Consider the following 12,825-nt stretch of genomic DNA (forward strand, 5'->3'; position numbering starts at 1 on the left):
TTGCCTTCGGCAGTCATTGGTGGGTCCGTCCGGGCCACCAAGCATCTCTTCGTCACCGGCGGTGTCGCCTCGAGCCTCGGCAAAGGCCTGACGGCCTCCAGCCTCGGGCGGCTGCTGACCCTTCGCGGTCTGCGCGTCACCATGCAGAAGCTCGACCCCTACCTCAACGTCGACCCCGGAACGATGAACCCGTTCCAGCACGGTGAGGTCTTCGTCACAGACGACGGGGCCGAGACCGACCTCGACGTCGGCCACTACGAGCGGTTCCTCGACACGGAGCTGCACGGCTCGGCCAACGTCACCACCGGCCAGGTCTACTCCAACGTGATCGCCAAGGAGCGGCGCGGGGAGTACCTCGGCGACACCGTGCAGGTGATCCCGCACATCACCAACGAGATCAAGGACCGGATCCGCGGCATGGCCGGGCCCGACATCGACGTGGTCATCACCGAGGTCGGCGGCACGGTCGGCGACATCGAGTCGCTGCCGTTCCTGGAGGCCGTGCGCCAGATCCGGCACGAGATCGGCCGGGACAACTGCTTCTTCCTGCACGTCTCGCTGCTGCCGTACATCGGCCCGTCCGGCGAGCTGAAGACCAAGCCGACGCAGCACTCGGTCGCCGCGCTGCGCAGCATCGGCATCCAGCCCGACGCGATCGTGTGCCGTTCGGACCGGCCGATCACCCAGGGGCTGAAGAACAAGATCAGTCTGATGTGCGACGTGGACGCCGACGCCGTGGTCTCGGCGGTGGACGCCCCCAGCATCTACGACATCCCCAAGGTCCTGCACACCGAGGGCCTCGACGCGTACGTCGTGCGCCGTCTCGGCCTGCCGTTCCGCGACGTGGACTGGAAGCAGTGGGACGACCTGCTGCACCGCGTCCACCACCCCGCCCATGAGGTCACGATCGCGCTGGTCGGCAAGTACATCGACCTGCCCGACGCGTACCTCTCGGTGACCGAGGCGCTGCGGCACGGCGGGTTCGCCAACGACACCCGGGTGAAGATCCGCTGGGTCAAGAGCGACGACTGCGAGACGCCGCAGGGCGCGGCGCGCGAGCTCGGCGGCGTCGACGGCGTCCTGATCCCCGGCGGTTTCGGCGTGCGCGGCATCGAGGGCAAGGTCGCGGCCGCCCGCTACGCCCGCGAGAACCGCATCCCCACGCTGGGCATCTGCCTCGGCCTGCAGTGCATGGTCATCGAGGCGGCGCGCTCCCTGGCCGGCATCGACGGCGCCAACAGCGCCGAGTTCGACGAGAAGGCCGCCGACCCGGTGATCGCCACGATGGCCGACCAGGTCGACGTCGTCGCCGGCGAACGCGACATGGGCGGCACGATGCGGCTCGGCCTGTACCCGGCCGACCTCGCCGAGGGCTCGCTGGTCCGCGGGCTGTACGGCGCGGACAAGGTCGAGGAGCGCCACCGGCACCGCTACGAGGTCAACAACGCCTACCGCGAGGAGCTGACGGCGGCGGGGGTCGTCTTCTCCGGCCTCTCCCCGGACGGGCGCCTCGTGGAGTACGCCGAGCTGCCGCGCGACCGGCACCCGTTCTACGTCGCCACCCAGGCCCACCCGGAGTTCCGGTCCCGGCCGACCCGGGCGCACCCGCTGTTCGCCGGCCTCGTCGCGGCCGCGCTCGGCGAGGCGGCGGACCGGTGACCGGCGGCGCGACCGGCGCGGACGGCGGCGTCGCCGACGAGCCGTGCCGCTGGGAGACCGTGGGCGGCGAGTCACGGTTCACGGGCGCCATCATCGAGGTGCGCACCGACCGGGTCCGGATGCCGAACGGCGACGACTCCGAGGTGGTCGAGCGCGACATCGTCGTGCACCCGGGATCCGTGGGCGTGATCTGCCTGGACGAGAAGGAGCGGATCCTCCTGCTGCGGCAGTACCGCCACCCCGTCGGGTACCTGCTGTGGGAGCCGCCGGCCGGGCTGCGCGACGTCGAGGGCGAGCCGCTGTGGCGCACGGCGGAGCGCGAACTGGCCGAGGAGGCCGGCTACCGCGCCCGCGAGTGGCACACGCTCCTGGACGCGTGCACGTCACCGGGCATGACGAACGAGCGGACGCGGCTCTTCCTCGCCCGTGGGCTCAGCGAGATCCCCGAGGGGGAGGACGACTTCGAGCGGGTCCACGAGGAGGCGGACATGCCGATCGCGTGGGTGCCCCTCGACGAGGCGGTCGCCGCGGTGCGCCGGGGACAGGTCCACAATCCCCTCGCCGTCATGGGTATCTTGTCGGTCTACGCCGCCCGGGCCACGGGCTTCCGCGACCTACGCGCACCCGACGCCCCCGAGTGGTGACCCGCGTCCGCCACGACTCGTCGGGATGAGGTGCCGCGCTGATATCCGCCGCCGGTGAAGAGGTCGGACGATCGTTGCAGGCGCAGGTCCGGGCCTACCTCGACCATCTCGCGGTCGAGCGCGGCCTGGCCGCCAACACGTTGAGCTCATACCGGCGTGACCTGCGCCGCTACGTCGACGCCCTGAGCGCCCGCGGCCGTACGGCGATCGGCCAGGTCGGGGAGGACGACGTCGTGTCCTTCCTGGCGGCGCTGCGGGAGGGCGACGAGGCGCACCCGCCGCTCGCGGCCGGCTCCGCGGCCCGCGCCGTCGTCGCCGTGCGCGGCCTGCACCGGTTCGCGGTGCGCGAGGGCATGTCGGCGGCCGACCCGGCACGGGACGTCCGGCCGCCCGTGCCGCCGCGCCGGCTGCCGAAGGCCATCGGCATCGCGGAGGTCGAGCGGCTCCTCGCGGCGGCCGGCCCGTCGGACACGCCGCGAGGGATGCGCGACCGCGCGCTGCTCGAGTTGCTGTACGGCACGGGCGCCCGCATCTCCGAGGCGGTCGGCCTGGCCGTGGACGACGTCGACCTGGACGACGCCGTGGTCCTGCTGCACGGCAAGGGCGACAAGGACCGCGTCGTCCCGGTCGGCCGATACGCCCGTGAGGCCCTGGAGGCCTACCTCGTACGGGCCCGGCCGACGCTCAACGTCCGGGGCCAGGGCGGACCCGCGCTGTTCCTCAACGCCCGTGGCGGCCGGCTGTCGCGCCAGAGCGCCTGGTCGACGCTGCGGTCGGCGGCGGGCCGCGCCGGGCTGAGCGACGTCTCCCCGCACACGCTGCGGCATTCTTTCGCGACCCACCTGCTCGACGGCGGCGCCGACGTTAGGGTGGTGCAGGAGTTGCTGGGCCACGCGTCGGTGACCACGACCCAGGTCTACACCCTGGTCACCGTCGACCGGCTCCGCGAGGTCTACGCGTCGGCACATCCGCGTGCACTGGCGTGAGCAGGCCGGCAGGGCGGCGTTCGACGGCGCCCCGCAGGTCCGCGACACGGCGGCGTTCGCGGTGCGCCGCCTTGCCCGCCCTGATTGACAGGCCCTAGAGTCCCCATCTACGGCAAACCGCAGCCGCCGGGGAGGTTCGAGGAGCTGGTGACTGAACCCAGCGAGCAGGAGAGAGCACGTTCGGAGTTGGCGCTCTCGACCGCCATCGCGACCGATCCGCGTGACGCAGCGCCACTTGGCCCTACGCAGCGTCCCATTCCATCGTTCCCCGACCCGCCGCCGCTGCAGGCGCACGGGCCGGCCCGGATCGTCTCGGTGTGCAACCAGAAGGGCGGCGTCGGAAAGACGACGACCACGATCAACCTCGGTGCCTCGCTCGCGGAGCAGGGCCGCCGGGTGCTGCTCGTCGACTTCGACCCGCAGGGGGCGCTGTCGGTCGGCCTGGGCAAGGGCGACCCGCGCCAGCTCGACCTGACGATCTACAACCTGCTCATGGACCAGGGCGTGGAGACCGAAGAGGTCATCCTGCCGACCAGCGTCGAGGGCATGGACCTGCTGCCCAGCAACATCGACCTGTCCGGCGCGGAGGTCCAGCTCGTCCACGAGGTCGGCCGGGAGTACATCCTCGGCGGCCTGCTCAAGCCGGTCACCGACGAGTACGACTTCATCATGATCGACTGTCAGCCGTCGCTCGGCCTGCTGACCGTCAACGCACTCACCGCCAGCCAGGGCGTCCTCGTGCCCCTGGAGTGCGAGTACTTCGCCATGCGCGGCGTCGCGCTGCTCATGGAGACGATCGAGAAGGTCAAGGCCCGGCTCAACCCCGAGCTGACCATCGACGGGTTCCTGGCCACCATGTACGACTCGCGCACCCTGCACACCCGCGAGGTGCTCGGCCGGATCGTGGAGGCGTTCGGCGAGAAGGTCTTCCACACGGTCATCAACCGCACGGTCCGATTCCCGGACGCGACGGTCGTCGGCGAGCCCATCACCCGGTTCGACCCGTCGTCCATGGGCGCGAACGCCTACCGGGAGCTGGCCAAGGAGGTGCTGCAGAGGTGGCAGCACGCCGGGTGACGCCGTCCCCCGCGGCCGCCCGGCCGGGCGCTCACTCCCGCGCGGCCGCCCGCCGGAGGAACCGCTCGGCCGCCGGCCGCCCGCGGCCGGTCGCCGAGGTGACCCGTCCCGAGCCGCACGCGCCGCGACGGCGTCGCGGGGGAGTCCGTGACCTCGACTACCGTTGACGAGGTGGACGAGCCGGCGACTGAAGAGCACGACGGTGGTTTCCGGGTCCACCTAGATAACTTCGAGGGGCCGTTCGACCTGCTGCTCGGGTTGATCTCCAAGCACAAGCTCGACATCACCGAGGTGTCGCTGCACAAGGTCACCGACGAGTTCATCGCCCACATCCGGTCGCACGGCCGCGACTGGGACCTGGACCAGGCCAGCCACTTCCTGCTCGTCGCCGCCACGCTCCTGGACCTCAAGGCCGCCCGGCTCCTCCCGTCCGGCGAGGTCGAGGACGAAGAGGACCTGGCGCTGCTCGAGGCCCGCGACCTGCTGTTCGCGCGGCTCCTGCAGTACCGCGCCTACAAGGAGATCGCCGGGCTGTTCGCCGGGCGGATCGCGGCCGAGTCGCGGCGCTTCCCGCGCATGGTCCCGATGGAGCCGAAGTTCGCCAACCTGCTGCCCGAGGTGCTGCTCGGCCTGGGACCGGAGGCGTTCGCGGGCCTGGCCGCCCGTACCCTCGCGCCGAAGCGCCCGCCGACCGTGTCCATCGAGCACATGTACGCGCCCCAGGCCAGTGTGCGGGAGCAGGCGAGCATCCTCGTGGAGCGGTTGCGTAAGCTGGAGCGCGCGACCTTCCAGGTCCTGACCGCCGACTGCGCGGGCACTTTCGAGGTCGTCGCCCGGTTCCTGGCCCTCCTGGAGCTCTACCGTGAGAAGGCCGTCGCCTTCGAGCAGGACGAGCCTCTCGGCGAGCTGCACGTCACGTGGACCGGAGCCGCCGACGGTGAGATCAAGGTCGGCGACGACTACACCGGCCGACCGACGGAGTCCGACGACGATGACTGACACGCCGCCCCACGAGCCCGAGACGACGCCGGGCGGGCCGTACGACGAGATCCCGTACGACGGGCCTCAGGACCCGGCGGAGCCGTACGGCGAGGACCCGCGGCAGGCCGAGCCGTCGCTTCGGGCGGGGCTGGAGGCGATCCTGCTGGTCGTCGACGAGCCGGTGCCCGAGGTCACGCTCGCCCAGATCCTCGAACGGCCCCGTCACGAGGTCGCCGCGACACTGCGCGAGCTGGCGGCGGAATACACCGCACAGGAACGCGGGTTCGACCTGAGAGAGATCGCCGGTGGATGGCGCTTCTACACGCGTGACGTCTGCGCGCCGCTCGTCGAGCGGTTCGTCCGGGACGGCCAGCAGGCCCGCCTGACCCAGGCCGCACTGGAGACGCTCGCCGTGGTCGCGTACCGCCAGCCGGTGAGCCGGGCACGGGTCTCGGCCATCCGCGGGGTCAACAGCGACGGCGTGATCCGCACGCTGACCCTGCGGGGCCTCATCGAGGAGGCCGGCCACGACCCGGAGCACCAGGCGGTGCTCTACCGTACGACCGGTTACTTCCTCGAACGGCTGGGTCTCAACAGCCTGGAGGAGCTGCCCGATCTCGCCCCGTACCTACCTGACGACGTGGAAGGCATAGAGGAACTCCAGCAGTGAACCAGACGAATGAGGGCGTGCGACTTCAGAAGGTGCTCGCCGACGCGGGCATCGCCAGTCGGCGCGCCTGTGAGGACCTGATCGCCGCGGGCCGGGTCAGCGTGGACGGCGAGAAGGTGACGTGGTTCGGCGCTCGCGTCGATCCGGAGACCGCCGTGATCCACGTCGACGGCAAGCGGATCCCGACCCGCACCGAGCTGCGGTACTACGCCCTGAACAAGCCCAGGGGCATCGTCAGCACGATGTCGGACCCGCGCGGGCGTAAGACCCTCGCCGAGTACGTCGGGGACGTTCCCGAGCGTCTCTACCACGTCGGACGGCTCGACACCGACACCGAGGGACTGATCCTGCTCACCAACGACGGGGAGCTGGCCAACCGGCTGATGCACCCGCGGTACGGCGTCAGCAAGACCTACCTCGCCGAGGTGCACGGCCCGATCGAGCGCGACCTCGGCCGCAAGCTGAAGAAGGGCGTCGAGCTCGCGGACGGGTTCGCCAAGGCGGACGCGTTCCGGATCTTCGACCAGGTCGGCAAGCGCGTACTGGTCGAGGTGACGCTCCACGAGGGGCGCAAGCACATCGTCCGGCGTCTGCTGGCGGAGGTCGGCTACCCGGTCCAGCAGCTGGCGCGAACGGAGTTCGGCCCGATCAAGCTCGGTCGGCTCAAGTCCGGCACGATCCGCGCGCTGACCACCAAGGAGATCGGCGAGCTGTACGCCGTCGTCGAGCTGTAGCGCGCACCGTTCGCCGGCGCGGATTTCGAGAGAGGTTTCATGGGACGAGCAGTACGTGCGGTACGCGGTGCCACGCAGATCGACGACAACGACCGGGATCAGATCCTCGAGGCGACGGGCGAGCTGGTCGCCGAGGTGATGGCCCGCAACTCCCTGACGACCGACGACGTCATCAGCGTCATCTTCACCGCCACCCCGGACCTCACCGCGGAGTTCCCGGCGCTGGCGGCGCGCAAGTTGGGGTTCAACGAGGTCCCGCTGCTGTGCGCGACCGAGATCGACGTACCGCACGCGCTGCCGCGCGTGATCCGGCTGATGGCCTACGTCGAGACGGACCGGCCGCGCTCGGAGATCCAGCACGTCTACCTGCGCGGGGCCGTGGCCCTGCGGCTCGACATCGTCCAATAGCGTTCGGCCCCCGGCGGACCGGCCCGGGATCGGCGTGTCACGGCGAGGCGTACTCCGCGCCTCCGGGGTTCCCGGAGGCGGGCGGGGGGCGCCTCGCCGTGCTTGATCACCGGGTCGGCGGACGGCGGAGTCGATACGCTGGTAGCTCGTGTGGAGGTGAGACTGATCGGCGGATTGCGGCGGATCGTCGTTATCGGTACCGGACTGATCGGTACGTCCGTGGCCCTCGCGCTGCGGGAGCGCGGTGTCGACGTAGCGCTCGCCGACCGCGACCCGGCGTCCGTACGCCTGGCGGCCGAGCTGGGCGCCGGGACACCGCTGCGCGACGGTGACGGACCGGCCGACGTGGCGGTCCTGGCGGTCCCTCCCGCGGCGGTCGCGGCCACCCTCCTGGACGCGCAGAAACGGAACCTGGCCCGCTTCTACACGGACGTGGCGAGCGTCAAGGCCCGGCCCCTGCGGGAGGCCGCCGAGCTGGGCTGCGACCTGACCTGCTACGTCGCCGGGCATCCGCTGGCCGGCAGCGAGCGGTCCGGGCCCGCCGCCGCGCGGGCCGACCTTTTCCTCGGCCGGCCGTGGGCGCTGTGCCCGACGGACGGCACCGACCCGGCCGCCGTCGAGACCGTGACCGCCCTGGCGCGGGAGTGCGGGGCGCAGGCCGTCATCGTGGACGCCGAGGAGCACGACCAGGCCGTCGCGCTGGTCTCCCACGCGCCGCACGTCGTGTCCGCCGCGGTCGCCGCCCGTCTGCGGCGCGCACCGAAGGTCGCGCTCGGCCTCGCCGGCCAGGGTGTACGCGACGTGACCCGCATCGCGGCCGGCGACCCGGAGCTGTGGATCGGCATCCTCGGGTCGAACGCCCTGCCGGTGGCGGAGGTGATCGACGAGGTCGCCGCCGACCTCACGGCCGTGGCCGCCGCGCTGCGCGAAGGGGCCGGGCCGGGCGTCTCCGACCTGCTGGAGCGCGGTGGGGCGGGCCGCCGGCGGCTGCCCGGCAAGCACGGCGGGCGGCCGGGCGCGTACACCGTCGTCTCCGTTCTCATCCCCGACCGGCCCGGTGAGCTGGCGCTGCTGTTCCAGGCGGCGGGCGTCGCCGGGGTGAACATCGAGGACGTCACGATCGAGCACTCGCCGGGCCGCCCGGTCGGTGTGGTCGAGCTGAGCGTCGATCCCGCGGCGGCCGAGCGGCTCGCCGAGGAGCTTCGGGCCCGCGGCTGGTCCGTTCCCGGCTGACCGGCGATCCGCCCCCGGCCCGGCGGCCCCAGGCCGCCGGTCAGTGGGGCGCCCCTAGCGGCTGTGCCGTGACCGGCGCAGCAGCAGGGTCACGCGGACGGCGCCGATCACGACCAGGCCGGTGATCGGGATGAACGCCACCTGGAACGCGACGGGGCCGTAGCCACCGTCGCCGGTGGCGTCCAGCAGGACCCCGGCGGTCAGCAGGCCGGTGATGGTCAGGGAGAACCCGCCGAGGTTGACGATGCCCGAGGCGAGACCGCCGCGCTCCGGCGGGTTCGCGTCCCGCGCGAGGTCGAACGCGAGCATGGAGGCCGCGCTGCCGACCGCGTTGATCAGGAAGAGGAGCAGGGCCAGCGGAACGGGCAGGTGACCGCCCGGCCAGGTGATCGCGACGAGCCAGGCGACCGCGAGGGTGATGACCGTCGAGATGATCAACCGGCCGCGCAGGTCGGGACGGCGGCCGGCGAACCAGCCGAGGAGCGGGGCGGCCACCATGGGCGTCGCCGCGCCGAGGGTGAGGATGAGCCGGGCCGCTCCAGGCGCCATGCCGAGCCCCTTGACCAGGTAGGGGTAGCCCCACAGGGTGGCCAGCACGGTGAACGACGACAGCGTGAAGTGCGTCCACAGACCCGTGCGGGTGCCGCGTGTGCCGAACACCGCCCGGATGTCGGCCAGCGCCGAGCCCTTCTTCGATTCCGCGCTGGACTCGGAGAGGGAGATGGAGCGTTCCACGGGAGCGCCCGGGTGGTTGCGGACCCACAGCCACACGACGACCGCCATCGCGGCACTGATCACCGAGATCCCGAGGAACGTCTTCGTCCACCCGTACGCGTGCAGCCCGGCGGACAGCGGCACCGTGCCGACGACCTGGCCGAGCGACCCGATCATCGCGGTCATCGCGGTGAGCAGCGCGAACCGCCGGCGGGGGAACCAGGCGGCGATCAGGCGGATGAGGTTGAGGAACGTCATCGCGTCGCCCAGTCCGACCAGCACCCGGCCGGTGATCGCGAGCGGCATCGAGCTCGCGAACGCGAACACCGCCTCACCGAGCGCCATGATGACGAGGGCCGCGCCGATCATGCGGCGTGGTCCGAACCGGTCGGCCATCAACCCGCCCGGGATCTGCATCACCAGGTACACGCCGAGCTGCAGGATCACGAACATCGACAGCGCGGTCGCGCCGACGCCGAAGCGCTGCTGGGCGGCGAGCGAGGCGACGCCGAGGCTGGTCCGGTGGAAGAAGGCGATCAGGTAGGCCAGCGCGGCGACGCCCCAGACGGTCCAGGCGCGGCGTCCGCCGAGCGGGTGGGAGGGAGGCCGCGGTGCGGACGCTTCGGCGGGGACGGTCAGAACCGCGGGTTTCAACGGGGGGAGCCTTTCGGTGGTGCCTTGATCGATATGGCGCTCACGCGTGCCCGCGCAAGGCCGTCACCGCGGTGTGCAGGTGACGGTGGACCGCGGCGCGGATCCGCTCGCGGTCGCCGGTTCGCACGGCCTCGAGGATCTCGGCGTGGTCCTGGATCGCGGTCGCCGTACGGTCCGAATCGTCGGCCGTCAGCCGCGCCATGCGCAGCTGACGGTCGCGCAGCGCGTCGTAGAGCTGGGTAATGATCTCGTTACCCGCCGCAGCGACCATTGTTCGGTGGAAACAACGGTCCGCGCGCGCGAATTCCCGGGCGTCCCCGCCGGCGGCGTGGGTGCGCATCGCCTCGAGCCACCCGGCCAGTTCCTCGATCCGGTCCGGGCCGAGGGTCGCCTTGCCGGCGGCGAAGGTCTCCACGAGCTCGCGGGTCTCGAAGACGTCGGAGATCTCCTGGGCGGAGACCGGCAGCACCAGCGCGCCGCGCTTGGGATAGAGCCGGACCAGCCCCTCGGTCTCCAGGCGGAGCAGCGCCTCGCGTACGGGCGTACGGGACACGCCGACCGCGGACGCGATCTCACCCTCGCTGAGCAGCGCGCCACCTGGGTAGGCGCGGTCGAGGATGGCCTGCTTGACGTGGTCGTAGGCCCGGGAGGTCGCTGAGGTCATCTTGTATCTATGTTACATACAAGCCGCTGGAGCCCCTGTCCGGGGCGGGGCCCCACCCGATGCCCGGCGCGCGTGCGGCCAGTACGCGATGGGAACGCGGCGGCCACCGGGCCGTCGCGAGTGGGCCGGGCGGCCACGACGGGGGCCCGAGACCGGTAGCCTCAGACGTTGGCCGGTCGGTTATGCGAAAAAGGCAGATAAGGAAGCGAACGTGACGCTCGTCATCGCCATGGACGGTCCCTCCGGGTCGGGTAAGTCCAGCGTCTCCAAAGGCGTGGCGCGCGCCCTCGGGCTGCGCTATCTCGACACGGGCGCGATGTACCGCGCCATGACCTGGTGGATGCTGCGCGAGGGCGTCCCGGTCGAGGACCCCGCCGCGGTCGCGGCCCGGGCCGCCGAGCCCGTGCTGGCCTCCGGTACGGACCCGGACGCACCGACGATCACGGTCGACGGCGTCGACGTGTCCGGCCCGATCCGGGGCTCGGAGGTCACCGGTGCGGTCAGCGCCGTCGCCGCCGTACCCGCCGTCCGTGAGCGTCTCGTCGCCCTGCAGCGGGAGATCATCGGTGCGGGCGGCATCGTCGTGGAGGGCCGCGACATCGGCAACGTCGTCGCCCCCGACGCCCAGGTCAAGATCTACCTGACCGCGAGTGCCGAGGCGCGGGCGCAGCGCCGCAACGCCGAGCTCACCGGGGTCACGATCACCGCGACCCAGGCCGATCTGGCCCGCCGCGACCGCCTCGACTCCACACGCAAGGTCGACCCGCTCGCGCAGGCGGCGGACGCGGTCGAGGTCGACACCACCAGCCTCGGCCTCGACGAGGTCATCGAGGAGGTGCTGCGCATCGCGCGCAAGCACCTCGCCGCCGCCGACGGCGATTCGGCGTCACAGGCGCGCTCCCGTACGGGTGAGCCGCCGCACGAGGAGCGAGACGAGTGAGTGAATTCCAGCACGCCGAGGCGATCGACGTCGCCGTCGAGCACGACGTCGCGCCGCCGCCGGTCGTGGCCGTCGTCGGCCGGCCGAATGTCGGCAAGTCCACGCTGGTCAACCGCATTCTGGGCCGCCGTGAGGCGGTCGTGGAGGACGTTCCCGGCGTGACCCGGGACCGGGTGGCGTACGACGCCGCCTGGAGCGGACGGCGCTTCACCGTCGTCGACACGGGCGGCTGGGAGCCGAACGCCGAGGGCCTCGCGGCCGCCGTCGCCGACCAGGCGCGGCTCGCCGTCGACGCCGCCGACGCGGTCCTGTTCGTCGTGGACGCCACGGTCGGCTCCACCGACACCGACGAGGCCGTCGCCGACGTCCTGCGGCGGTCCAAGAAACCGGTCGTCCTGGCCGCCAACAAGGTCGACGACGCCCGGGCCGAGGCGGACGCGACCGCTCTGTGGTCGCTCGGCCTCGGCGAGCCGCTGACCGTCTCCGCCCTGCACGGGCGGGGGAGCGGCGACCTGCTCGACGCCGTTCTGGAGGCCCTGCCCGAGGAGGCGCCGCCGGAGACGTACGGCGCCGCGGGCGGCCCGCGGCGCATCGCGCTGCTCGGCCGGCCGAACGTCGGCAAGTCCAGCCTGCTCAACAAGCTGGCCGGAGAGAACCGCGTCGTCGTCGACTCGGTCGCCGGCACGACCCGCGACCCGGTCGACGAGCTCATCGAGCTGGGCGGCGAGACCTGGCGGTTCATCGACACGGCCGGCATCCGCCGCCGTGCTCGCGAGTCCCAGGGCGCCGACTTCTACGCCACACTGCGCACCCGCTCGGCGCTGGAGCGTTCCGAGGTCGCGGTCGTGCTCGTGGACGCCAGCGAGCCGCTCACCGAGCAGGATCTGCGGATCATCTCCATGGTGATCGAGTCCGGCCGCGCGCTCGTCCTGGCGTACAACAAGTGGGACCTGGTGGACGAGGAGCGCCGGCACTTCATCGACCGCGAGATCGACCGGCAGCTGCACCACGCCCGCTGGGCCCCGCGCGTCAACATCTCGGCTCGTACGGGCCGGCACGTGGAGAAGCTGGTTCCGGCCATCGACACGGCGCTGGCGGGCTGGGGCGAGCGGGTGCCGACGGCCCGGCTCAACTCCTTCATGTCCGACCTGGTCGCCGCCCGGCCGCACCCCGTACGCGGCGGCAAGCAGCCGAAGATCCTGTTCGCCACGCAGGCGGGTGTGCAGCCGCCGAAGTTCGTGCTGTTCACGAGCGGGTTCCTGGAGGTCGGCTATCGCCGCTTCGTCGAGCGGCGGTTGCGGGAGGACTTCGGCTTCGAGGGCACTCCGATCGAGATCAGCATGAAGATCCGGGAGAAGCGCCAGCGGAAGTGATCCGGCCCGCCCGCTCGGGCGGCGCACCGCTCCCGGCCGCCGGTCCCGGCCGGGGCGGGCCGGCCGGTGGTGGTCGGAACGAGCCGCG

13 protein-coding genes are annotated in these 12,825 nt (G+C 72.1%); 11 read left to right on the forward strand and 2 right to left on the reverse strand.

The window, feature by feature from the left end; translation table 11 throughout:
* The 9 genes from AB0L00_RS43685 to AB0L00_RS43725 all read left to right on the forward strand — a co-directional run bounded on the left by AB0L00_RS43685 (position 1) and on the right by AB0L00_RS43725 (position 8,392).
* Complete coding sequence (locus AB0L00_RS43685) at positions 1-1,659, forward strand: CTP synthase (protein WP_364443747.1); 1,659 nt, start codon at positions 1-3, stop codon at positions 1,657-1,659.
* The gene (locus AB0L00_RS43690; protein WP_364443749.1) at positions 1,656-2,303 is read left to right on the forward strand and encodes an NUDIX hydrolase; all 648 of its coding nucleotides are present in this window, start codon (positions 1,656-1,658) and stop codon (positions 2,301-2,303) included. The genes AB0L00_RS43685 and AB0L00_RS43690 overlap by 4 nt, the downstream gene beginning before the upstream one ends.
* Positions 2,304-2,377: 74 nt before the next feature.
* Entirely contained in the window at positions 2,378-3,289 is a 912-nt protein-coding gene (gene xerD / locus AB0L00_RS43695) for a site-specific tyrosine recombinase XerD (RefSeq protein WP_364443751.1), read from the forward strand.
* Positions 3,290-3,493: 204 nt separating this feature from the next.
* Positions 3,494-4,366, forward strand: a complete 873-nt coding sequence (locus AB0L00_RS43700) for an AAA family ATPase (protein ID WP_364443766.1) — start codon at positions 3,494-3,496, stop codon at positions 4,364-4,366.
* Positions 4,367-4,537: 171 nt separating this feature from the next.
* Positions 4,538-5,365, forward strand: coding sequence for a segregation/condensation protein A (locus AB0L00_RS43705; protein ID WP_364443753.1), 828 nt, complete (start codon positions 4,538-4,540; stop codon positions 5,363-5,365).
* Entirely contained in the window at positions 5,358-6,017 is a 660-nt protein-coding gene (gene scpB / locus AB0L00_RS43710) for an SMC-Scp complex subunit ScpB (protein ID WP_364443754.1), read from the forward strand. The genes AB0L00_RS43705 and scpB overlap by 8 nt, the downstream gene beginning before the upstream one ends.
* A 17-nt stretch (positions 6,018-6,034) precedes the next feature.
* The gene (locus tag AB0L00_RS43715; RefSeq protein ID WP_364443756.1) at positions 6,035-6,751 is read left to right on the forward strand and encodes a pseudouridine synthase; all 717 of its coding nucleotides are present in this window, start codon (positions 6,035-6,037) and stop codon (positions 6,749-6,751) included.
* A 39-nt stretch (positions 6,752-6,790) separates the two neighbouring features.
* A complete protein-coding gene (gene aroH / locus AB0L00_RS43720) occupies positions 6,791-7,159 on the forward strand; it encodes a chorismate mutase (protein ID WP_364400228.1) in 369 nt (122 codons plus the stop codon).
* Positions 7,160-7,309: 150 nt separating this feature from the next.
* Positions 7,310-8,392: a prephenate dehydrogenase gene (locus AB0L00_RS43725; RefSeq protein ID WP_364443758.1), complete on the forward strand. Its 1,083-nt coding sequence runs from the start codon at positions 7,310-7,312 to the stop codon at positions 8,390-8,392.
* Between the two features lie 54 nt (positions 8,393-8,446).
* Here the strand turns inward: AB0L00_RS43725 and AB0L00_RS43730 are convergent, their stop codons facing one another.
* Both AB0L00_RS43730 and AB0L00_RS43735 read right to left on the reverse strand, forming a co-directional pair.
* On the reverse strand, positions 8,447-9,760 hold the full coding sequence (locus tag AB0L00_RS43730) for an MFS transporter (RefSeq protein ID WP_364443760.1): 1,314 nt from the start codon (positions 9,758-9,760) through the stop codon (positions 8,447-8,449).
* 40 nt (positions 9,761-9,800) lie between these two features.
* Positions 9,801-10,424, reverse strand: coding sequence for a GntR family transcriptional regulator (locus AB0L00_RS43735; RefSeq protein WP_364443762.1), 624 nt, complete (start codon positions 10,422-10,424; stop codon positions 9,801-9,803).
* Between the two features lie 211 nt (positions 10,425-10,635).
* Here AB0L00_RS43735 and cmk point away from each other — a divergent pair, with 211 nt between their 5' ends.
* A complete protein-coding gene (cmk, locus tag AB0L00_RS43740; RefSeq protein WP_345363644.1) occupies positions 10,636-11,364 on the forward strand; it encodes a (d)CMP kinase in 729 nt (242 codons plus the stop codon).
* The gene (gene der / locus AB0L00_RS43745; RefSeq protein WP_364443764.1) at positions 11,361-12,737 is read left to right on the forward strand and encodes a ribosome biogenesis GTPase Der; all 1,377 of its coding nucleotides are present in this window, start codon (positions 11,361-11,363) and stop codon (positions 12,735-12,737) included. The genes cmk and der overlap by 4 nt, the downstream gene beginning before the upstream one ends.
* Positions 12,738-12,825 lie beyond the last annotated feature (88 nt).

The sequence above is a fragment of the Actinoallomurus sp. NPDC052308 genome (assembly GCF_040679195.1).
GTDB classification, from domain to species: domain Bacteria; phylum Actinomycetota; class Actinomycetes; order Streptosporangiales; family Streptosporangiaceae; genus Actinoallomurus; species Actinoallomurus liliacearum.

Coding starts and splice junctions, on each gene's coding strand:
- scpB (WP_364443754.1), top strand. CDS start 5,358: ATGACTGACACGCCGCCCCACGAGCCCGAGACGACGCCGGGCGGGCCG.
- aroH (WP_364400228.1), top strand. CDS start 6,791: ATGGGACGAGCAGTACGTGCGGTACGCGGTGCCACGCAGATCGACGAC.
- AB0L00_RS43735 (WP_364443762.1), bottom strand. CDS start 10,424: ATGACCTCAGCGACCTCCCGGGCCTACGACCACGTCAAGCAGGCCATC.